This window comes from Pseudactinotalea sp. Z1739 (assembly GCF_049725055.1).
In the GTDB taxonomy this organism is placed as follows: Bacteria; Actinomycetota; Actinomycetes; order Actinomycetales; family Beutenbergiaceae; genus CALKWS01.
In genome coordinates this window covers 142,915-162,696 of the sequence record NZ_JBMPQA010000011.1, presented here as the reverse complement: position 1 = coordinate 162,696, position 19,782 = coordinate 142,915, and the positions used below count along the sequence as shown (strand labels likewise).

Below are 19,782 nucleotides of genomic sequence, written 5' to 3'. Positions count from 1 at the left end.
GGTCATCGAACCTCGCCGAAACTACCGGCGACCTATGAGATAGTTGCATCTACGAGATGCCCTTCTTGCGTGGGATACGTGCCTTGAACAAGTCGTATTTTCCCAGGTCAGAGGGGCATTCTCGCTCTCACACGCCGGACCTGCGCCAGCTCACATCGGTGGATCCAGGCTTAACGGTTGGTGCGACGGGCTGGGTTCTTGAGCATGGAGAGGATCTGTTCGCGCTCCTTCATCGCGATGATTGCCCGCCAGTTGCCTCACCGAGTGGTATGCCAGCGCGCGGCCTGAACTGGCGGGATGGGTTGTTCGTTTGCCCATTGCGTTATCGCCCATATCGACTCCCCAGCCAGACTCCTCTCGCCGTCTCCCTCGAGTGGGTCCAATTCGGCGGTGCCATCGGCAACCAAGCGGTAGCCGAACCGGCGTGGGCCGTGCCACTTGCCGTCTTTAGCGAGGGCGGCGCGCGCGAGCCTTTGTCGCTTTGTCTTATGGCCGACCTCGAAACTCACGTGAGCGTCCAACTGCCGCGCAGACAGTTTCCCTTCCTCCGTATTGAGGTCAAGAGCGCGCGTTGACTCATCAAAAGTGCGCGCGTGCTGGGGTTCGTTGACTCATCTAGGAATGCGCGCGTGGAGCGCGCCTGCCGGACCCGGTCAGAGGTCACCGGTGCCCTAAAGATGGGACTGACGATGAGCCAACGGCGGGCAGCGACCCAGGCGGTCGCGACGTGGTACAAGCGTGAGGACAGGGCGGCCAAGGGTGTGATCCTCGACGAGTTGTGCGCAATGACGGGGTGGCACCGCAACCACGCCCGTAAGGCGCTGGCCGAGGCGTTGAAGCCCAAGATCGTGAAGCCGGCACGGAAAGCCCGTGCCCCGCGATACGACGCGGACACCGTGGTGGCGCTGCGGTTCTGCTGGGCGGTGCTCGGCGCGCCGACCGGGAAGCGGCTGGCGCCGATGATGGGCGAACTGGTTCCGCGGCTACGCCGGTTCGCCGAGCTCGACGTCAGTGATGAGACCGCCGCCGCACTGGTCGCGATGTCGGCCGCCACGATGGACCGCCGATTGGCCGAAGACCGCGCGAAACTGGCGCTCAAGGGCCGCTCGCACACCAAACCGGGCAGCCTGTTGAGGAACCAGATCCCGATCCGCACCTGGGCGCAATGGGACGACGCAATACCAGGGTTCGTCGAGATCGACCTGGTCGGCCACGAGGGCGGCAATGCCCTCGGGGAGCGCGCCTACACGCTCACGGTCACCGACATCGCCACCGGATGGACCGAGTGTCCCGCGTCAAGTAGTTGGCAGAGGTTCGGTCTCGGGAAAGTTGGGGACGAGGGGGTCGGCGAGGCCGAGGTGGACCTCGAGTGGGCGGTTCCATGAGATGCCCTCGTGCGGGCGAGTGGTGTTGTACTCGGCCCGGTAGGCATTGGCGTGCTCGACTAGGTCTAAGACGTCATCGATCTCTTCGAGGAACAGTCGCTCGTACTTCAGCGAGCCGAAGCCGCGTTCGCGTGAGCCGTTCTGCCCGGGTGTCTTGACCCGCGTGCGCACGTGGTGCAGTTCGGGGTGGGCGGTGATGAAGTGCTCGAACCGGAATGAGCGGAACGGTCCGCCGTTGTCGGTCACGATCGTGACCGCGGGTAGGACGTTGCCGTACTCGTCGCGCTCACAGACCTCGAGGAGCGGCCGGCCGAACACCTGCTTGTAGTCGGCCAGGGCGAGTTCGATCGCTTCGATCGCATCATGCTGGTTCGCCGTCGGTGCCACGTGCCAGGGGTGTTCGTACTTGGACCAGTAGTCTCGACAGCCAGCGATGCGCCAGGTGCCACCGGTGGTGGTCTCGAACTCGCTGAAGTCCAGTTGCCATACCTGGTTCGGGCCGCTCGGTTCGTTGGCGAACGCTGCCTTGCGGCGCTAGGCGAGTTGGCGGCGTTCGCGCTGGTAGGCCGCGGGCAGGATGAGCCCTTCGCCTCGTAAGAGCCGAAGCACCGTGGCCTGGGAGACCCGGTGACCCTCATAGCGACACATCGCCCAGACCTTGCGATGGCCCCACGCCGGATGGGCCAGCGCGTGCCGGCGCGCCGCCTCACGTGCGTTCTCCCGAACCGGGCGAGGCCACGGACGCTTCGGCGGTCGTGTTTGCCGTGCCTTGGCCTGCCAACGCCGCCAGGTCCGCTCGGGCACGCCGATCACCGCACAGAACCTCGACGTCGGCATGCCCGCCTCAATGCGGATCACCTCGAGGTCCTCGAAGGGCCCAACTGGCCCTGCGCGCTCTTTTTCCACACCCGGGCTTCCAGGTGCGCCTCACCCAACGCCTGGGTCAGATCCTGCACCTCGGCTTCGAGCTGAGCCTCACGCGTCGAGGGCCCGGACTTGCCCGCGGCCAGGCCCGTGCGGCCGGCCTCAAGGAACGCTCGCTTCCAGTTACCCACCGACTGCTCGGAGACCTTCGCCCGCCGGGCCGCCTCGGCGACCGTCACTTCACCGGAAAGAATCGAGAGCACGATTCTCGTCTTCTCCTCCACCGGGATCGCCGCTGGTCTTGCCATGATCGATCAGACTCCTTCACAGGTCACACCCGTAAGAAACGGGTCCTGCCACTAAGCCTGACGCGCGACATCCGAAGCAGTGAAGTCTCGGTTCAGCAGGTCACCTGCACGCTTGCCCTCGGGGCTGGCAATGGTGGTGCGCACACCCTTGGCGCGCCTGATGCCCTGGAGCCCGAGGGTGCGCATCGACCGGTCCACGGCCCCGCGGGAGGCGGCTGCGAAGCCGTCCTGGCGGCGGATCAGCGCGAGCATCTTGCGGCGGCCATACAGGCCCTCCGGGGCCATCTGTCGCCGCCCGGTCACGGCGTTCAATCGCCAGGCGAGGTCTCGGATCCTGTCCTCGACCAGGGCGTCGGTGATGACGCGCTCGGCGATCTCCTGGTCGGCTTGGCGCCATGCCCGGTAGAACAGGATCAGACTGCTGGAGCGATTGTAAGGAAATTCAGGAGTCAACCACCAGGTCGGTGCGAGCCCCTGGAAGGTTGGGGAACGCGGCCATTGCCGTCGGCAGTCCTCGAGGCATTCGCTATTGTTCCGATGCAACGAGTTCGGGTGCAGTCCTTTTCGGCGCAGCGTGAAGGGGAAGGGACATGAAAGCAGTAGTGATCCACGGCGCCGGTGACCTGCGGGTGCAGGAACGTGAGGTTCCCACCCCTGGCGCCGGGCAGGTGCTGGTCGCGATGGAGTTCGGGGGTATCTGCGGCTCGGACCTGGCCTACTACGCCCACGGCACCTCCGGCACCGCCATCCTGCGCACGCCGATGATCCTGGGTCACGAGGTGGCCGGACGGATCGCGCAGGCCGGGGCCGGTGTGAGCGGCCTGACGGAGGGCACAGCGGTGACGATGCATCCGGCCCGGTATGGCCCCGGGCCACTGGCGCCGCACCTGGGGGAGCGGACCAACCTGCACCACGATGTGCGCTACCTGGGATCGGCAGCGCCCACCCCGCACCAGGACGGAGCCTTCGCCCAGTACGTGCTGGCCGAAGCCGGCCAGATCCGGGTGCTGCCCCCGGGGGTGAGCACCCGGCACGGCGCGGTGGCCGAACCCTTCGGCGTGGCTCTGCACGCGGTGCATCGCGCGGGCTCGGTGCAGGGACTGGATGTGCTGGTCAACGGGGTCGGACCGATCGGGGCGCTGTGCGTGGCGGCAGCCAGGGCACGGGGCGCGGCCAGCGTCACCGCGGCGGACATCGCACCGGCCGCGTTGCAGATCGCGGCCGAGTTGGGAGCCGATCACACCGTCAACGTCGCCGCGGGGGAGGAGCTGCCCGCCGATGTGCCGGTGGTCATCGAGGCCAGTGGCGCCGCGGCCACCCTCGGCCCGGTATTGGCGGCGGTGGCCCGCGGCGGTGTGGTGGTGCAAGTGGGGAACCTGCCGCTGACCGACCGCCCGGCGGTGCTGGGTAACCTGGTCACCCGGGAGGTGGAGTGGCGCGGCTCCTACCGATTCGTCGATGAGATCACCGACGCCGTGGCACTGCTGGCTGGCCAGGTGGACGTCGAACCGCTCCTGACCCACACCTTCAGCATCGACGAGGCCCGGCTCGCCTTCGATACCGCCGCCGACCCCGGAAGTGGCGCAGGGAAGGTGCTGCTCGACCTGGGGTGAACCCTCAGGCGTCGGCGAGTTCGCGCTCCCGGGTGCGGGTGCGGGTGCGTTGCAGCGCTGCGCCCTCGACATCCATGTTCGGGGTGATCCGGTCCAGCCAGGCCGGCATCCACCACGCGGCCCGGCCGAGCAGGTGCATGGCCGCGGGGATGATCAGCATCCGCACCACGAACGCGTCGAACAGCACCCCCACGGCCAGGGCGAAGCCCATCGGGCGCACCATGGTGATCTGGGAGAAGGCGAACCCGCCGAACACCGCGACCATGATCAACGCAGCGACGCTGACCACCACCCGGCCGTTGTGGAACCCTGCGGTCACCGCCCGGCGGGCAGGGGTGCCGTGGGCGTAGGCCTCCCGCATCCCGGAAACCATGAACAACTGGTAGTCCATCGCCAGCCCGAACAGCACGCCGGTGAGCAGCAACGGCAGGAAGTTCAGCAGCGGCCCGGGGGTGTGCACGCCGAAGGCTTCCCCGAACCAACCCCACTGGAAGACCGCGGTGGTGGCCCCGAGGGCGGCGAACAGTGACAACCCCAGTCCCAGCGCGGTCAGCACCGGTACCAGGATGGAACGGAACACCCCGATCAGGATCACCACCGACAGGCCGAAGACCACCAGAACGTACACCGGCAGGGCGTCGGCAAGCTGGTCGGAGATGTCGATGTTGCCCGAGGCCAGCCCCGCCACCCCCAACTCGGTGCCGTCGACCAACGGCGAGGCCGCGCGCAGATCATGCACCAGCGCCTCGGTGGACTCACTGGAGGGGCCTTCGATCGGGATCACTTGGAAGGCCATGAAGTCACGGCCGGCGGAGGTGCCCACCGGCGCCACCGCCGCGACGTCGGCGCGCCCGGCCAGCACCGTGGCCAGATCGAGTTGGACCTGCAGTTCCTCGTCCTCGGCTACCGGCTCGGGCAGATCGGCAGTGACCACCAGTGGCCCGTTCTGTCCCTCGCCGAAGGCCTGGGCGGTGATCGTGAAGGCTTGGTACTGGGTGTTGTCCTGCGGTTCGGAGGAGCCATCGGGCAGTCCCAGACGCATCGAGGTGGCCGGGATCGCCAGCACCGCCAGCGCGGCGACGCCGATGACCACCGTGGCCACGGCACGCAGGGTGCCCATCGGCTCGGTGCTGCGCGTGGGGACCGCACCGTTGGCAGCCCGTTCGCGTGCCTTGCGGGACCACACCCCGGACCCGATCAGACCCAGCACGGCCGGGGTGAAGGTGATGGCCACCGGCACGGCGACGACGATGCAGATCGCAGCGACCACGCCCATCACGGCCAGGAACTCGATCCCGGTGATCGCCAGCGCCAGCAGCGCGATCATCGTGGTCAGGCCGGCGAACACCACAGCGGTGCCCGCCGTGCCGTTGGCCAGTCCGATCGACTCGCGCACGTCCATCCCCTCACGCACCTGCCGGCGGTGGCGGTAGATGATGAACAGGGAGTAGTCGATGCCCACGGCCAGGCCCAGCATCAGCCCGAGCACCGGGGTGACGGTGGTCATCTCCACCGTGCCGGAGAAGGCCATCGACCCGCCCACCCCCACGCCCACGCCGACCAGTGAGGCCAGCACCGGCAGCATCGCCGGGCGCAGCGCGCGGAACACCAGGATCAGGACCAGTGCGGCGCCGATCACCCCGATGATCTCCCCGGCCCCGATCAGGCCGTCGATCGAAGCGGCGATCTCGGCGCCGTACTCCACCTGGACACCTGGCAGGTCAGCGGCGTCCAGGACGTCCATGACCTCCTGCTTGACCTCTTCGGGCACGGAGAAGACGTCGTCGTCGAACAGCACCGTGGCAAGTGCCACGGACTCGTCTTCGGAGACGGTCCGGATGTCCTCGGCCAGGGCCGCCAGGTCAGCGGCCAGGTCGAGTTGCTCCGACTGTTCCTCCAGGGTGACCAGCTGGGCGGAGACCTCGTCCAGCTCGGCCTCCATGGCGGCGATCTCCTGCTCCGGTGCACCCTGGGCCCGGGCCTGCTCCAGGCCCGCGGTGAGCCCTTCCTGCGCCTCGAGCAACTGCGGCCGGTTCTCCTCGATCTCGGCCAGGCCCTCGGCGAGTTCGGCGTCCTGCGCGGCCCGCTCCTGCTGTGCTTCGAAGGGGTCGATGACCTCGGGGATCTGCTCTACCTGCTCCACCTGGTCCAAGGCGGAACTGATGTGCTCGCGCTGGTCGCCGGTGAACTTCGCGGCGCCGGTGGTGTGGAAGACCACGGTGCCGCCGGTGGCACTGGAGTCCAGTTGGTCCTCCAGGTGCTCGTTCACCCGTTCGGTCTGGGTCCCGGGGATGGAGAACTGCGCTGCCAGGGTGCCACCGAACATCAGGAAGCCGCCGACGGCGAGCGCGAGCAGCAGCGCCCAGGCCGTGATCACACGGCCGGCGCGGCCCGCGGACCATTGTCCGACCCGATAGAGCAACGTGGCCACGGCGATCCTTCCGATTGGGGCAGGGCCGCCCCATTGCACCACACCCGTCGCATAACCAACAAGTGTTGTTTATCACGTCGGTGAGGTGGCACAATGAGCACCATGGACCCCCGCATCGCCCGCACTCGTAGTTCGCTGCGCCAAGCCCTGCTCGGGTTGGCCCGTGGACGCGACTTCGAGGAGATCTCGGTGGCCGACATCGCCGAGAGCGCGGGCATCAACCGCAGTACGTTCTACCAGCACTACGCGGACAAGAGCGAGTTGCTGGTGGACGTGCTCGATGCCATCACCTCCGACCTGCTCACCCAGGTCAGCGCCGACCTCGAGCCCGAAGAGGCCTACCAGGTGCTGGTGCGCTACATGGAGCACGTGCGCGACAACATCGCCCTGTACCGGCAGATCTTCTCCGAGGCCGTCGCCGCCGGAGTGCCGATCCGGATCCGCGAGCGCCTGGAGGGCTTGCTGCTCACACGCGCAGCCGGCTCAGAACTCGGTGGCCTGCCTCTGCCGATCGCCGCCGCCTCGATCACCGGATCGGCCGTCGCGATCATTGCCACCTGGGTGCGCTCCAGCGAGCCGGGCAGCGCCGAGCAGGTCGCCGGATGGATCTGGCAGATGGTGGATCTGCATGGGGCGATCCCGCGGGACTAGGGCGTGTCTGCTAATGCTTGGCTCGGTAGGTCAGGATGGTCATCCCGAGTAGCACGCCGCCGAGGTAGGTCACGGCGTACTTGTCGTATCTGGTGGCCAGTGCTCGCCACTGTTTGAGCCGGTTGAAGGCTCTCTCGATGGTGTTGCGCAGGCCGTAGAGTTCGGCGTCGAATCCTGGGGGCCGTCCGCCCTTGGTGCCCTTGGTCTTGCGGCGGGTGATCTGGTCGGAGCGCTCGGGGATGATGTGCTTGATCCGTTTGCCTCGCAGAAACTCCCGGGTGCTGGGGTGGGAGTAGGCCTTGTCGGCCAGCAGATGCCCATTCATCTGCCCGCCAGCCTGGCCCAGGGCCTCAATCAGCGGAGCCAGCATCGGGTTGTCTCCGGCCTGTCCGGCGCTGAGCATGGCCAGCACCGGGGTGCAGCTGGCATCGGCCAGGGCGTGGATCTTGGTGGTCAGCCCACCGCGGGAGCGTCCCAGGGCGTGATCAGGCGGCTCCCCGGGCACGAGGCGAGAATTCTTGTGGTTCGAATCTGCCCCCTGTGTGTGATCCACCCTCCTCGGCAACCGAGTCCCGGCGGGCGCCAGCGGCGTGCTGATGGGCCCGCACACTGGTGGCATCGATGGACAAGACTTGGGCGACCTGCTCGGCATCCAGCCCGGTGTGGGCACCGACGGCGGCCAGCATCCGCTCATAGGTGCCATCGACCGACCAGAGCCGGTGGCGTTGCCACACCGACTGGAACGGCCCGAAGCATGCCGGCAGATCCCGCCACGGCGAACCGGTACGAAACCGCCAGATGATCCCTTCCAACATCAGGCGGTGATCGTTCCACGGCCGGCCCCTGCGGCCGGCATCCTGGGGCATCACCGTGGCCAGGATCTCCCACAATTCATCACTGATCTCACCATCACGAACCATGACTCCCACCATGGTTCACTCACACCGCGAATCTTTGGCAGACACGCCCTAGTCGCTGCCCACGTCCCGGGGTGCCGCCACGACACCCTCGCGCTCGGCCAGGTCGCTGATCTGGCGGGCCATCAGCACGTCCCGTTCGGTCAGTCCACCCACGTCGTGGCTGGTCAGGGCCACATCCAGGTGCGGGTAGCGCAGGTCCAGGTCGGGATGATGGTCAGCGGCCTCGGCCGCATGCCCGATCAGGTTCAACAACCGCAGCCCGGTCGCGAAGTCCCCGGTGCGCCATCGGGTGCGCAGCATCTGGTCCTCGATGACCCAGTCCACCAGGCCCTTGGCCCGTACGTCGGCTTCGGACAACTTCTCCGTTGACATCTGGCCTCCTCACAACTCCGGTGTGTTCAACCTACCCCGGTGTGTTGGGCCCGGCACGGCGGCCCCGGCCCCGCTATCGGACCCTGCGCGCCACGCGTGACCGCCCCGCGCACCCCGCTACCGAGCCGCCCGCGCCCACCGGCCCCAGGGCGAGACCACCTCGAAGGCTCCGCCGGGGCCTGCGGCCAGTTCGCAGTGGTCCGGCATGCTCAGGCGCGCCCACGCGTCGGCGTCCGGGGGCGCGCCCACCAGCGCTGCCACCAGCAGCGTGAAGGCGGTGCCGTGCCCCACCAGCACGCATGCGGGGTGGGTGCTCGACTCCAGCGCGGCCAGGGCGCCGTCGACGATCCGCATCGTCGCCTCCACCCGCGGTTCCCAGGTGGCACCGGACGGTGCTTTCCCGGTGGTGAGGTAGTCCCGGGTGGCGGCGCGGAACTCCGAGGCAGGCAGCAGCGCGCCGTCCCGGGCCACCTCGGCCAGTGCGGGCAGCACCTGCACCGGCTCCCCGGTCAGCAGCGCGGCACTCTGACGGGCCTTGGGCTCGGGCGAGGTGAACCAACTGGCCGCGGTGGGCAGCGCCCCGGCGCCGAGCAGCGGCCCGACGTCGGCGCCGGCTGCCAATTCCCACTGCCGGGGCGGGACGGCTTCGGTGATCCGGGGCCGGGCGTGGCGGACCAGGTGCAACCGGTCGGTGATCATCGCCCCTGGTCCTGCGGACCCTGGTCCTGTGGGCCCTGGTCCCGCGTACCGTGGTGGTGCGCCACCTCGGCGCCCTCGACGCGCGCCAGGTGAGCGGCGTCGGCACCCGCATCGGCCACGAGCACCACCGAGGCGCCACCGAGCAGCATCACCAGCACCCGGGCCACCATCTGCTCAGGGGCCAGGTCCGCCACCGGTACCAGCACCCGCTCGGGACCGGACCAGGCCGGACCCGCCACCGCACCGAGGTCTGCTGCGTCGGTGGGCGTCAGCAACTGATCCGGGTAGGTCATCAGGTCCGCGGCGCCGTCGATCACCCCGGCCGGCAGGTCGCCGTCGAAGGCCATCGCCAGCGCAGGCAGCGCCACCGCGATCACCGCAGGCCCGCCCGGGGCGTCCTGGGGTCGCTCGGTGACGATCACGTCGTCGTCCGGCCGTCCCGGGCGCAGGTGCGCCTGCGCCCCGGTCAACCATGCGCCGAGGGACCACACCAGCGCCCGCCAGTGCACCGGCAGGTCGATGGCCACCATGGTGGAGGGCTCGGCATCGGCCTCCTCGGTGAGCAGGTTCGCCACCTTGATCACCCAGTTGGCCAGCACGCGTCCTGACAGTTCCACCCGCTCGGCACCGGGGCCGTACCAGGTCAGTCGCGGTTGGGCACCCTCCGGGCCCTGCCAGGAGGCGATCAGATCGGACACGTCGGCCATACAGCACACCCTACGCGCGCCGCAGCGCTCAGAATTCGGTGTGGACCAGGCCGACCACGCGGTGCTCGCGCAGCAGGGGCAGGGTGGGCCATTTGTCGAAACTGGTGCATGGGTGGGAGATGCCGAACTCGATCACCTCACCCACCTGCACCGCGTCGTCGGTGTGCAGGAACAGGTGCTGGTCGTTCAACCGGGTGGTGGTTCCGGACAGGTCCCGGGCGTTGCCCGCGCCGGAGGAGCTGCCGGTGGCGGCGTGCACCCGCAGGGGGATCGGCAGGTCGGCGTCGAACGGGGCGTCGCGCCGCCCCGCGCCGCACAGCACCAGACCCGGTTCGGGCACTGAGAGCACCTGCGCCCACAGTCGCAGCGCCGGCCGCAACCGAGCCGGTTCGCGCATCCGCGACCATGGGTCGGAGCGGGCGTAGATGCCGTGGTCGTGGCTGAGGTAGGCCCCTGAGCGCACCACCACCCGATGTCGCGCGGTCACGTCGGCATGGGCGAGCACCGACTCCACCACGTCCAGGTACGCGCTCCCGCCCACGCTCAGCACCGGCGCCTCGACCGGGACTTCCTCGGCGACGGCGTCGGCGGCCTGCAGCAGCCCGGTGCAGAATTCGCCCACTGCCGCCAGGGCGCCGGCATCCGTGCCCTTGGCCACACTGCCCTCGTAGCCGCTCACCCCGACCACGCGCAGCCCGGCCGCCTCGGCCGCCCGGGCCAGCGCGGTGACCTCGGCGAGGGTGCGCGCCCCGGTGCGGCCACCGGGATGGCCGCACTCGATCAGCACCCCGACCCGCTCGCGCACCTGCGGGGCGGCCAGGTGCGCCGCGAGCAGGTCCACGCCGGCGTGGCTGTCGGCATAGAGCCACACCTGCAGGTCCTCATTGCCCTCGGCGCCGATCGCCTGCTCGGCCAGCCAGGCCAGTTCACGGGCGTCGGTGAGTTGGTTGGCCAGCAGGATGTGCTCGGTTCCCCAGGCGCGGACCTTGCGCAACTGGTCGGCGGTGGCCACGGTGGCGCCCCAGGCTCCGGCCTCGTGCTGACGCTCCCAGAGTCCGGCGGACATGTGCGTCTTCACGTGCGGTGCGAGGTCGAAGCCGTGGCGGGCGCAGAAATCGGCCATCGTGGTCACGTTGTGGGTCAGTGCCGACTCATCCAGCGTCATCACCGGCCAGGAGAACGGGCCGGTGAAAAGGTCCGGGCGCTCGGTGGCCACGGTGGTCTCGAACCGGGCCGGGGTGGTGCCGGCGGGCACATGCAGACCTTTGATTCCCATCGACTCACGGTATCGTGCACCGTTGGCGGGCCGGCATCGAAGGTGCGCCGATCCGGGTGCGGACCGCGGCATATCAGCAACCGCCGACCCTCGCAATATCACGCCCGGGCTTGACTACAGCGGATAACACGCGTGTAATTTACCCAAGACGGCGGCAGTGTCGCCTCACCGCATCTGAGATTGGGGAAAGCATCGTGTGGAATATCTTGGGAGAGGGGCCACTGACGGACGGGATGTCCGCGGCGGGTCCAGCGCCCCGCCCCGATGCCCCCTTGCTCCTGGACTCCTTCGACGACGACGGAGCGCTCGGCTGGCAGGAGCGGGCGCTGTGCGCCCAGACCGACCCGGAGGCCTTCTTCCCCGAGAAGGGCGGATCCACCCGGGAAGCCAAGCGCGTGTGTGTCTCCTGCGAGGTGCGCGCGGAGTGCCTGGAGTACGCGCTGGCCAATGACGAGCGGTTCGGCATCTGGGGTGGCCTGTCCGAACGCGAGCGCCGAAAGCTCAAGCGTCGCGCGATCTGACCATGCTGCCTCACCCCCACCTGCCGAATGGTCGCTGACGCCCCCGACGCCTGCGCCGTCGTCGTCGGCACCACTGATTCCCCCTACCTGCCGCACACGCTGAGGGCCTTGGCGACCCAGACGCACCCGCCCGAGCGGGTGCTGTGGGCGGTGCTGGACGACGACGAGGCCGCCCCGGACGTCCCGCCTGCCGACGCCGAGGAGGTACTGGCCGAGGCCGGGTTCGGCCCGGACCGGCCCGCGCAGGTCGCCCCCCAGGGCGTACAGACCGTGCGTGCACCGGCCGGCGCCGGATTCGGCGAGGCGGTCGATGCCGCGCTGGATGCCCTGACCGGCGGCGACCACGAGGGTGATGCCCCGGCGTGGCTGTGGCTGCTGCACGACGACAGCGCCCCCGACCCGGCCGCCCTGGATCACCTGCTCGCCGCGGTGGACGCCGCCAGTTCGGTGGGCGTGGCCGGGGTGAAGCAGGTGGACTGGGACGAACCGGACCGGTTGGTCTCGGTCGGAGTGGGCCAGACAGTGGACGGACAGCGCTACACCGGCATCGAGGACGGGGAGATCGACCAGGGCCAGCACGACGGGCGCGAGGACGTCTACTCCGTGGGCACCGCCGGAATGCTGATCCGTACCCGGACCTGGCGCCGGCTCGGCGGCCCGGACCCGGCGCTGGGGGTCTTCGGCGATGGGGCCGATCTGAGCCGGCGGACCCGCCTGGCCGGCCAGCGGGTGGTGGTGGTGCCCGCCGCCCGGGTCCGGCACGCCCGCGCCGGCTGGCACGGCCTGCGCACCACCTCCGGGGCCCGCACCCGCGAACCCCATGCGCCTGACCCGCGGCGCTCCTTCCGGGCCCGGCGCACCGCGCAACTGCACTCCTGGCTGGTACGCGCCCCGCTGCTCACCCTGCCCCTGGTAGCGCTTGCGGCACTGGTGCTGGCCCCGCTGCGGGCGCTGTGGCGGGTGGCCTCCAACGAACTGGCCCTGGCCGCCGAGGAGTTGCGGGCCGCGGCGGTGGCGCTGGTACGACCGGTTGCGGTGATGCGGGCCCGGCGCAGGGCCGCCCGCACCCGCGAGGTCTCCACGCGCCGGCTGGCCCCGCTGCAGGCCACCTGGGGGCAGCTCTGGCAGGCGCGGCGCAACCGACGCCTGCAGGCCGCCGCGGAACAGCGGGCGGCCCGGGCACCCAGCGAACTGGAGATGACCGAGCGCGCCGCAGTGGCCCGGCGCCGCCGGCTCACCTTCGGTGCGCTCGCATTGGTCACCACCGCGGTGGCGCTGGTGACCCTGGCCCCGGTGGTGGTGGCCGGGCCGCTGATCGGCGGCGCGCTGTTGCCGGTGGACGTCGGTTTCGTCGACCTGTGGCGTGCCGCGCTCGGCGCGTGGCTGACCACCGGTGATGGCTACGCGGGCCCACCGGATACGTTCCTGGCGGTGCTGGGTGTGCTCTCCGCCCTGACCGGGGGATGGGCCGGCGCTTCACCGGGGGTGAGCGTCGCGCTGGTGCTGCTGCTGGCGATGCCGCTGGCGGCGACCTTCGCCTGGTTCGCCGCCGGTGCGGCAAGCCGCTCGGTGCTGGTGCGGGCCTGGGCGGCCGGGGTCTGGGCCTTCGGTCCGCCGCTGCTGCTGGGCCTGGGACAAGGCCGCCTGGGCGCGGTCCTGGCGCACCTGATGCTGCCCCTGATGGCCCTGGGCGTCGCCCGTGCCCTCGGGGTGGACCGGCGCGATGTGGTGATCTCGGGCATGGTCGGTGCCCAACGGGTCTCCCGGCGCCGTTCGGTGACCGCGGGGCGCTCGGCCCGGGAGGCCAAACGGGCGCGGCTGGCCGCACTGGCCGCCGTCGGGCAGTCAGAGCAGGACGACACCTTCGCCGACCTGGAACCGATCCGCTCCAACACCGCTGAGCAGGTCGAACCGACCGAGCGGGCCGAGCCGGTCGGGTCGGCGGCGCCGGCCGAGGGTGCCGGGCCGCAAGCCGGTACCGACCCTGGTGAGACCGGCGACGCCGAGCCGCAGGGCGCCCCGCCGGCTGCCGAGGGCGAGAGCCGGGTGGAGCGGGCCACGGTGGTCTCCCGGACCTCCCGGGCACCCTCGATGGCCGCCGCGGCCGCAGCCGGGCTGGCTTTCGCCGTCGCCGTCGCTGGTGCTCCGGTGCTGCTACCGGCTGGACTGACGGCCTTGATCGTGCTCGCGCTGGTCCTGGGCCGCCGCCGACACCTGGCGGCCGGGCGGGCCCGGTTGATCGTCGTCGCACTGCCTGCGCTCGTGGCGCTCGGACCGGTCTGGACCTACGCGATCCGAACCTGGGCCGACGGCGGCTGGCGCGTGCTGCTCGCCGACCCCGGGGCACCGCTGGCCGCCGACCCCGGGCCCGCGTGGCTGACCCTGCTGGGCTGGCCGGCCCTGCCCCACGTGGACGGTGACCTCGGGACGGTCCTGGGCTCCCAGGTGCTGCCGCTGGTGGCGACCGGTGCGCTGCTCGTGGCAGCACTTCTGGCGCTGCTGCGGGGCGGGCAGCGCGGCCGGGCGGTGCGGATCGGCTGGCTGATCAGCGCGATCGGGCTGGCCACCGCGCTGGCCTCCAGCCGCACCGTGGTGGCGCTGGGTCGCTCGCACGAGCCCGGTGCCGGCCCCGACGAACTCGTCACCGGCTGGGCCGGTCCTGGGACCTCGCTGGTCTTGCTCGGGCTCCTGCTCGCTACCGGTGTTGCCCTGGACGGGTTGCAGGGCGCCCTGGCCGGCCGGACTTTCGGCTGGCGCCAGATCAGCGCCGCCGTGGTGACCGTGCTGCTGGTCGCCGGCCTGGTGGTCTCGGCCGCCTCCTGGACCACCACCGTGGTGGCCGAACGTGGGCAGCAGACACCCGAGGCCGGCCAAACCGAGCAGACGCGGGCGGTGTACCTCACCGGGCGTGGCCCGGATCCGGTGCCGGCGCTCGGCCGCACCCTGCAGGCTCCCGAACAGGGCGCGCGGGTGCTGGCCCTGACCGCCACACCGGAAGGCATCGACGCCCAGTTGTGGCGCGGCAACGGCCCCCAGCTCACCGAGACTGCCACCGTGCTCGGCCTGGGTCGGGCCCTGGCCCGGACCGACTCCGGCGGCGACGGGGACGGGGAACCGGACCAGGCTGATGCCCACCTGTTGTCGCTGGTGGCGGACCTGGCCACCGGGTCGGTCGGAGCCGCCGGTGAGCGGTTGGCGCAGCACGCCGTGGCCGTGGTGATCGTGCCCACCGCCGGATCGGTCGCCACCGGGGTGCCGGACGCGGACGAATCGGCCCGGGCCCGGTTGATCGCCCGCCTGGACGCGGTGCTGGGCCTGGAACGGGTCACCGAGAACCCGGCCGGAGTCATCTGGCGGGTCAGTGCCGGACCGGGCAGCACCGATACCGCGATCGCCCGCGGACAGGTACGTGACGAGGAGGGCACCCTGGTCACCAACCTCGACTTCGCCCACGACAGCGGTTCCGCACGACTGAGCCCGGAGGGCACCGGGCGCACCGTGGTGCTGGCCGAACGTTCCTCGCCGGCGTGGCGTGCCGAGATCGACGGCCGTCCGCTGCGCGCAGTGGCGGACTCCTCCTGGCGCCAGGCCTTCCTGATTCCCGACGACGCCGCCGGGGAACTGACCGTGACCTACCGCCCGAGCCTGCACACCCCATGGCACGTCGTGACCGGAGTGGTGCTGGGATTGACCGTGCTGCTGGCTCTGCCCACCCGACGTCGACGCCCGGAGGAGGTCTGAGATGGCCGCCGAGGTTCCCCGGCCCCGGATCAGTCCCGGGCTGCGCCGCACCCTTCGTGGCCTGGTCTCGGCGCTGACCGCGATCGCGGTGGTGCTGATCACCGGAGCGGTCCTGGCCTCGGGGCTGCTCAACCCCGCACCAGCGCCCCAGGCGGTGCCGGCCCGGCAGGTGGACATCGGTGCTGGCCCGCTGACGCTGGTCTGCCCGGACGCCCCTGTGTCCAGCACCGGTGAGGCCGGCGCCGACATCGACTACGACGCCGAGTTCAGCACCGACACCGATCAGAGCCGGACCAGGGCCGAGACGGTGGTGACCCAGCCGGACGGGGCCGCCGCCGGCACCGCCACGCTCACCGAACTGGGTGAGGCCGGCCAGGACCTCAGCGCCGGCACCGACGGTCTCGTCGGCACCCTGGATCAGACCACCGACGCCGCGGTGCTACGGGCCGAGCCCGCCGAGGAACGGACGCCACTGGGTGCGGCAACCGCGGTGGTGCGAGCCGAGTCCGGTGACCTGCGCGGCCTCAGCGCGGCGGCCTGCCTGCCCCCCTCCTCCACCCAGTGGCTGGTTGGTGGGATGACGAAACTGGGGTCCTCGGCACGGCTGTTGCTGACCAACGCAGGGCAGACCCCGGTGACGGCCAACGTGGAGGTCTGGGGCGAACTCGGGCCTCTGGAGTCCGGTGCCCAGATCCTGGTACCGCCGGATGAGTCGCGTTCGCTGCTGCTGGAGACGCTGTCCCTGGAGGAACGCCTGGCGGTACGGATCACCGCCGACGGCGGGCAGATCGCGGCCGCGATCCAGGACAGCGCCCTGTCCGGGGTGGTCCCGGCCGGCACCGACATGGTCACCACGACCGCCGACCCCGCCACCCGGATCAACATCGGGCCAGTGCACGTCGGCGAGACCGAGGTGGCCGATCACCCCCCGGTGCTCCGCCTGGTCAATCCCTCCCGGACCCAGGCCAGCGTCTCGGTGGACCTGTTCACCGAGTCCGGTCCGATCGTGCTCCCCGGCGCCCAGGACCAGGTCCTGGAACCGGGCACGGTCACCGATGTCTCCCTCGCCGGGATCGACCCGGGCGCACTGTCGGTGCAGGTGATCTCCGAAGTCCCGGTGACCGGGTCGGTGCTGCGCACCGTGGTGGGCGAGGCCGGGGAACTGGACCCGGACGAGCCGGTCCGGGATCGCGCCTGGATCGCCGCACAGCCGGCCCCGGAGCGCGGGGTCCTGGCGGTGCCGGGAGAACCGGCCGATACGGTCGCGGTGGTGCTGGCCAACCCGCTGCCGCAGGCCCAGCAGGTGCGCCTGACCCCGATCACCCGCGACGGCACGCGCGGGGAGGTGACCGCCGTGGAGGTCGAGGCGGGCTCAGCGACGGTGGTCGATCCCGACCAGGTGGCCCTGGATGAGGTGATCGCCCTGGAGATCAGCGGGGAGTCCGTGCTGGCCACCGCGATGGTGCGGGCCGAAGCCCCGGACGGGCCGATGCTGTCCATGCTCAACCTCACCCCCGACGCCGCCGCCGAGCAGCAGGTGCAGGTCCGCTTGGGAGCCTCCTGAGCGCCGCTAGAGTCCCGGATCCATCTGGTCGGGGTCCAGCCCCCGCAGGTGTGCCACCTGTTCGACCAGCACGTGCCGCAGGAGGTCCGGGACCTCGGCCCAGCCGCGGCACCGGCTCTCGATGGGGCGCCGGTACACCACCACGCGGTCGGTCAGCCCGGCGGCAGCATCAGCGGGGAAGCACCGTCCCAGCGACACCGCGCCGGCCTCCCACGGTGCCGGCGCCGAGGGTGGGACGTCCTCGACGGCGAATTCCACCCCGTGCAGGACATCGCCCAGGTGGTGCTCCAAGTGAGCCACCGCGCGCAGCAACAGTGCGTCGAAACGCTGTGCGCCCGTGCGCGCGCCCGGGACCGTGGGCGGCAGCAGCGGGCCGCGCAGACCCCGGCCGCGCCGGTCCCGGCGCCGGCCGGTACGCCGGGACGGCAGCACCGTGGTGCTCAGGTCCCGGCCGGCCGGCTGCGGGGTTGTGCTCATGCCCACAGGGTGCCAGAGCCCGACCACCCCGGCCCAGCCTCCGCGCGGCGTGGGATGCCACTCCCGCGGTCGACGGAGGGTACCGTGGTCTCCTGTGAGAGCGACCCGTCAGTGCACCCGGTCCACCTGCACCTCCCCGGCGGTGGCCACGCTGACCTATGTCTACGCCGACTCCACCGCCGTGCTGGGGCCGCTGGCCACGCACGCCGAACCGCACTGCTACGACCTGTGCCTGACCCACGCCGAGCGGCTCACCGTTCCGCAGGGCTGGGACGTGGTCCAACTCGCCACGGAGTTCGAGCCGGCCCCGCCCAGTGACGACGATCTGCTCGCCCTGGCCAACGCCGTCCGGGAGGCCTCGCGCGCTCCCGCGCCCAGCAGCCTGCCGGCCGCGCGCACCGCCGGCGTACCGGCACCGGTGACCCAGCCCCGTCCCGAGCCCACGTCCGGGCGGCGCGGTCACCTGCGGGTGATCCGCGGGGACCAGCAGGACTGATCGGCCGGAACCGTGACGGGAGTCCCCGGGCGTCGGCCGACGCCGGGCACACCGAGGGCCGCGAGCCAGTGCCAGGTAGGCTGACCCGGGTGAAGGATCTGAGCGCCATCGTCAAGGCCAACGACATCCGAGGGTTGGTTCCGGACCAGTTCGGTCCCGACGTCGCCCGCGCCCTGGGTGCGGCCGTGGCGGACCTGCTCACCGGGTCCGGAGCCGCTCACACCGTGGTGGCGGTGGGACAGGACATGCGCGAGACCTCCCCGCAACTTGCCGGGGCCTTCGCCGACGGCGTCACCTGGCGGGGGCTGGACGTGATCCATCTCGGACTGTGCTCGACCGACATGCTCTACTACGTCTCCGGTTCCGAGGGCATCGCCGGGGCGATGTTCACCGCCAGTCACAACCCGGCCGACTACAACGGGATCAAACTGTGCCTGCCCGGAGCGCGGCCGCTGGGCGTCGACACCGGCCTGGCCGACGTGCAACATGCCGCCGAGGCCTACCTGGACCAGGGCATCCCGGCTGCGCCCGAACGGGGCAGCGCCGGTCAGCGCGACGCCCTCGCCGACTATGCCGCCTACCTGCGCTCGCTGGTGGACCTGAGCCGGATCCGGCCCCTGAAGGTGGTGGTCGACGCCGGCAACGGTATGGCGGGCCTGACGGCCGCGGCGGTGCTGGGCACCGAGGCCGGTCTGGCCGACCTCGGACTGGACCTGGTGGTGATGTTCGCCGAACTCGACGGCAGTTTCCCCAACCACGAGCCCAACCCACTGGTGCCGGCGAACCTGGTGGACCTGCAGGCCGCGGTGATAGCCGAGCAGGCCGACATCGGTCTGGCTTTCGACGGCGACGCCGACCGGTGCTTCGTGATCGACGAGCGCGGCGGGGCGGTGAGCCCCTCGGCGATCACCACCATGGTGGCGTTGCAGGAGGTGGCCAAGGACAAGGCCGACGGTGGCCACGGCACCATCATCCACAACCTCATCACCTCGCGGGCGGTCCCGGAGTACGTCGCGGCCGCTGGCGGTCGGGCGGTGCGCACCCGGGTGGGCCACGCGTTCATCAAGGAGCAGATGGCCGCCCAGAACGCCGTCTTCGGTGGCGAACACAGCGCCCACTACTACTTCCGGGACTTCTTCTACGCCGACACCGGGATGCTCGCGGCACTGCACGTGCTCGGGGTAGTGGGCAGCCCTGAGCAGTCGATGACGCTGTCCGAACTGGCTGAGGTGCACACCCCCTATGTGGCCTCGGGGGAACTGAACTCCCGGGTCGAGGATGTGACCACGGCCCTGGAGACGGTTCGCGCCCTGTTCGCCGAGGACATCGCCGCCGGCATCGTGCATACCGATGACCTGGACGGCCTGTTGGTCAGCCACTGGCACCAGAGCCCGCGTTGGTGGTTCAACCTCCGGCCCTCCAACACCGAGGCGCTGCTGCGCCTGAACGTGGAGGCCGAGGACGACGACATCATGATCAAGATTCGCGACGGCGTGCTCGGGGCCCTGTGTGCTCGGTTGCCCACCGACGTGGATGAGGAAGGACCGCGATGAGCCGATCCGAAGAGCCCTCTGTCGATCCGGGATTGCTGGAGGTGCTGCGCTGCCCGGTCACCGGGGCGCGCCTCGACCTGCGCCAGATGGACGGCGAGACCGTCCTGGTCAGTACCGACGAGGCGAACCCGCTGATCTACCCGGTCCGCGACGGTGTGCCGGTGCTGCTGGCCGAGGAGGGCCGGCCCGCGCGCTGAGGCGGCC

General features: G+C 70.8%; 18 protein-coding genes and 2 pseudogenes. 9 read left to right on the top strand and 11 right to left on the bottom strand.

Annotation, left to right across the window (positions count from 1 at the left end; genetic code table 11):
- The first annotated feature begins 689 nt into the window (after positions 1 to 689).
- The gene (locus tag ACO0LV_RS14720) at positions 690 to 1,385 is read left to right on the top strand and encodes a hypothetical protein (RefSeq protein WP_424788669.1); all 696 of its coding nucleotides are present in this window, start codon (positions 690 to 692) and stop codon (positions 1,383 to 1,385) included.
- On the opposite strand, the gene ACO0LV_RS14715 is transcribed toward ACO0LV_RS14720, so the two are convergent.
- From ACO0LV_RS14715 to ACO0LV_RS14700, 4 genes and pseudogenes are all read right to left on the bottom strand, one after another.
- Positions 1,296 to 1,772, bottom strand: coding sequence for an integrase core domain-containing protein (locus tag ACO0LV_RS14715; RefSeq protein WP_424788668.1), 477 nt, complete (start codon positions 1,770 to 1,772; stop codon positions 1,296 to 1,298). The two genes, ACO0LV_RS14720 and ACO0LV_RS14715, sit on opposite strands and share 90 nt — an antisense overlap.
- 147 nt (positions 1,773 to 1,919) lie before the next feature.
- Positions 1,920 to 2,222 (bottom strand): IS3 family transposase, encoded by a 303-nt coding sequence (locus ACO0LV_RS14710; protein ID WP_424788667.1) that lies wholly within the window; start codon positions 2,220 to 2,222, stop codon positions 1,920 to 1,922.
- A 17-nt stretch (positions 2,223 to 2,239) separates the two neighbouring features.
- Positions 2,240 to 2,557, bottom strand: a complete 318-nt coding sequence (locus ACO0LV_RS14705) for a transposase (protein WP_424788666.1) — start codon at positions 2,555 to 2,557, stop codon at positions 2,240 to 2,242.
- Between the two features lie 75 nt (positions 2,558 to 2,632).
- Positions 2,633 to 2,962: pseudogene (locus tag ACO0LV_RS14700) on the bottom strand (IS3 family transposase); the annotation flags it as partial.
- 185 nt (positions 2,963 to 3,147) lie between these two features.
- On the opposite strand from ACO0LV_RS14700, the gene ACO0LV_RS14695 reads away from it, so the two are divergent.
- Positions 3,148 to 4,170 (top strand): L-idonate 5-dehydrogenase, encoded by a 1,023-nt coding sequence (locus ACO0LV_RS14695; protein WP_424788665.1) that lies wholly within the window; start codon positions 3,148 to 3,150, stop codon positions 4,168 to 4,170.
- Between the two features lie 4 nt (positions 4,171 to 4,174).
- Here ACO0LV_RS14695 and ACO0LV_RS14690 read toward each other — a convergent pair whose 3' ends face one another.
- Positions 4,175 to 6,601 (bottom strand): MMPL family transporter, encoded by a 2,427-nt coding sequence (locus tag ACO0LV_RS14690; RefSeq protein ID WP_424788664.1) that lies wholly within the window; start codon positions 6,599 to 6,601, stop codon positions 4,175 to 4,177.
- A gap of 93 nt (positions 6,602 to 6,694) precedes the next feature.
- Between ACO0LV_RS14690 and ACO0LV_RS14685 the strand changes: the two genes are divergently transcribed.
- Positions 6,695 to 7,252, top strand: coding sequence for a TetR/AcrR family transcriptional regulator (locus ACO0LV_RS14685; protein ID WP_424788663.1), 558 nt, complete (start codon positions 6,695 to 6,697; stop codon positions 7,250 to 7,252).
- A gap of 10 nt (positions 7,253 to 7,262) precedes the next feature.
- Here the strand turns inward: ACO0LV_RS14685 and ACO0LV_RS14680 are convergent.
- The 5 genes and pseudogenes from ACO0LV_RS14680 to ACO0LV_RS14660 form a co-directional block, all read right to left on the bottom strand.
- Positions 7,263 to 8,172: pseudogene (locus tag ACO0LV_RS14680) on the bottom strand (IS5 family transposase).
- Between the two features lie 48 nt (positions 8,173 to 8,220).
- The gene (locus ACO0LV_RS14675) at positions 8,221 to 8,544 is read right to left on the bottom strand and encodes a 4a-hydroxytetrahydrobiopterin dehydratase (protein WP_424788662.1); all 324 of its coding nucleotides are present in this window, start codon (positions 8,542 to 8,544) and stop codon (positions 8,221 to 8,223) included.
- 117 nt (positions 8,545 to 8,661) lie between these two features.
- Entirely contained in the window at positions 8,662 to 9,243 is a 582-nt protein-coding gene (locus ACO0LV_RS14670; RefSeq protein WP_424788661.1) for a histidine phosphatase family protein, read from the bottom strand.
- The gene (locus tag ACO0LV_RS14665) at positions 9,240 to 9,950 is read right to left on the bottom strand and encodes a TIGR03089 family protein (RefSeq protein WP_424788660.1); all 711 of its coding nucleotides are present in this window, start codon (positions 9,948 to 9,950) and stop codon (positions 9,240 to 9,242) included. The genes ACO0LV_RS14670 and ACO0LV_RS14665 overlap by 4 nt, the downstream gene beginning before the upstream one ends.
- Before the next feature lie 28 nt (positions 9,951 to 9,978).
- Positions 9,979 to 11,226: an alanine racemase gene (locus ACO0LV_RS14660; RefSeq protein ID WP_424788659.1), complete on the bottom strand. Its 1,248-nt coding sequence runs from the start codon at positions 11,224 to 11,226 to the stop codon at positions 9,979 to 9,981.
- Between the two features lie 233 nt (positions 11,227 to 11,459).
- On the opposite strand from ACO0LV_RS14660, the gene ACO0LV_RS14655 reads away from it, so the two are divergent.
- Genes ACO0LV_RS14655 through ACO0LV_RS14645 form a run of 3 tightly spaced genes read left to right on the top strand, consistent with a single transcriptional unit; the run spans position 11,460 to position 17,052 of the window.
- The gene (locus ACO0LV_RS14655) at positions 11,460 to 11,747 is read left to right on the top strand and encodes a WhiB family transcriptional regulator (RefSeq protein WP_424788658.1); all 288 of its coding nucleotides are present in this window, start codon (positions 11,460 to 11,462) and stop codon (positions 11,745 to 11,747) included.
- Between the two features lie 27 nt (positions 11,748 to 11,774).
- Entirely contained in the window at positions 11,775 to 15,488 is a 3,714-nt protein-coding gene (locus ACO0LV_RS14650) for a glycosyltransferase family 2 protein (protein WP_424788657.1), read from the top strand.
- 1 nt (position 15,489) lies between these two features.
- Positions 15,490 to 17,052 (top strand): DUF5719 family protein, encoded by a 1,563-nt coding sequence (locus tag ACO0LV_RS14645; protein WP_424788656.1) that lies wholly within the window; start codon positions 15,490 to 15,492, stop codon positions 17,050 to 17,052.
- Positions 17,053 to 17,058: 6 nt separating this feature from the next.
- Here ACO0LV_RS14645 and ACO0LV_RS14640 read toward each other — a convergent pair whose 3' ends face one another.
- Complete coding sequence (locus ACO0LV_RS14640) at positions 17,059 to 17,529, bottom strand: metallopeptidase family protein (protein WP_424788655.1); 471 nt, start codon at positions 17,527 to 17,529, stop codon at positions 17,059 to 17,061.
- Positions 17,530 to 17,623: 94 nt separating this feature from the next.
- Between ACO0LV_RS14640 and ACO0LV_RS14635 the strand changes: the two genes are divergently transcribed.
- From ACO0LV_RS14635 to ACO0LV_RS14625, 3 genes are all read left to right on the top strand, one after another.
- Entirely contained in the window at positions 17,624 to 18,025 is a 402-nt protein-coding gene (locus tag ACO0LV_RS14635; RefSeq protein WP_424788654.1) for a DUF3499 domain-containing protein, read from the top strand.
- An 89-nt stretch (positions 18,026 to 18,114) separates the two neighbouring features.
- Positions 18,115 to 19,578, top strand: a complete 1,464-nt coding sequence (locus tag ACO0LV_RS14630) for a phosphomannomutase/phosphoglucomutase (RefSeq protein WP_424788653.1) — start codon at positions 18,115 to 18,117, stop codon at positions 19,576 to 19,578.
- On the top strand, positions 19,575 to 19,775 hold the full coding sequence (locus tag ACO0LV_RS14625; protein WP_424788652.1) for a Trm112 family protein: 201 nt from the start codon (positions 19,575 to 19,577) through the stop codon (positions 19,773 to 19,775). The genes ACO0LV_RS14630 and ACO0LV_RS14625 overlap by 4 nt, the downstream gene beginning before the upstream one ends.
- Positions 19,776 to 19,782: the final 7 nt, after the last annotated feature.

What these genes read in the sequence shown, in the direction of transcription:
- ACO0LV_RS14720 (WP_424788669.1), top strand. Translation starts at nt 690, where the DNA reads ATGAGCCAACGGCGGGCAGCGACCCAGGCGGTCGCGACGTGGTACAAG.
- ACO0LV_RS14710 (WP_424788667.1), bottom strand. Translation starts at nt 2,222, where the DNA reads ATGCCGACGTCGAGGTTCTGTGCGGTGATCGGCGTGCCCGAGCGGACC.
- ACO0LV_RS14705 (WP_424788666.1), bottom strand. Translation starts at nt 2,557, where the DNA reads ATGGCAAGACCAGCGGCGATCCCGGTGGAGGAGAAGACGAGAATCGTG.
- ACO0LV_RS14695 (WP_424788665.1), top strand. Translation starts at nt 3,148, where the DNA reads ATGAAAGCAGTAGTGATCCACGGCGCCGGTGACCTGCGGGTGCAGGAA.
- ACO0LV_RS14685 (WP_424788663.1), top strand. Translation starts at nt 6,695, where the DNA reads ATGAGCACCATGGACCCCCGCATCGCCCGCACTCGTAGTTCGCTGCGC.
- ACO0LV_RS14675 (WP_424788662.1), bottom strand. Translation starts at nt 8,544, where the DNA reads ATGTCAACGGAGAAGTTGTCCGAAGCCGACGTACGGGCCAAGGGCCTG.
- ACO0LV_RS14670 (WP_424788661.1), bottom strand. Translation starts at nt 9,243, where the DNA reads ATGATCACCGACCGGTTGCACCTGGTCCGCCACGCCCGGCCCCGGATC.
- ACO0LV_RS14665 (WP_424788660.1), bottom strand. Translation starts at nt 9,950, where the DNA reads ATGGCCGACGTGTCCGATCTGATCGCCTCCTGGCAGGGCCCGGAGGGT.
- ACO0LV_RS14660 (WP_424788659.1), bottom strand. Translation starts at nt 11,226, where the DNA reads ATGGGAATCAAAGGTCTGCATGTGCCCGCCGGCACCACCCCGGCCCGG.
- ACO0LV_RS14655 (WP_424788658.1), top strand. Translation starts at nt 11,460, where the DNA reads ATGTCCGCGGCGGGTCCAGCGCCCCGCCCCGATGCCCCCTTGCTCCTG.
- ACO0LV_RS14650 (WP_424788657.1), top strand. Translation starts at nt 11,775, where the DNA reads ATGGTCGCTGACGCCCCCGACGCCTGCGCCGTCGTCGTCGGCACCACT.
- ACO0LV_RS14645 (WP_424788656.1), top strand. Translation starts at nt 15,490, where the DNA reads ATGGCCGCCGAGGTTCCCCGGCCCCGGATCAGTCCCGGGCTGCGCCGC.
- ACO0LV_RS14640 (WP_424788655.1), bottom strand. Translation starts at nt 17,529, where the DNA reads ATGAGCACAACCCCGCAGCCGGCCGGCCGGGACCTGAGCACCACGGTG.
- ACO0LV_RS14625 (WP_424788652.1), top strand. Translation starts at nt 19,575, where the DNA reads ATGAGCCGATCCGAAGAGCCCTCTGTCGATCCGGGATTGCTGGAGGTG.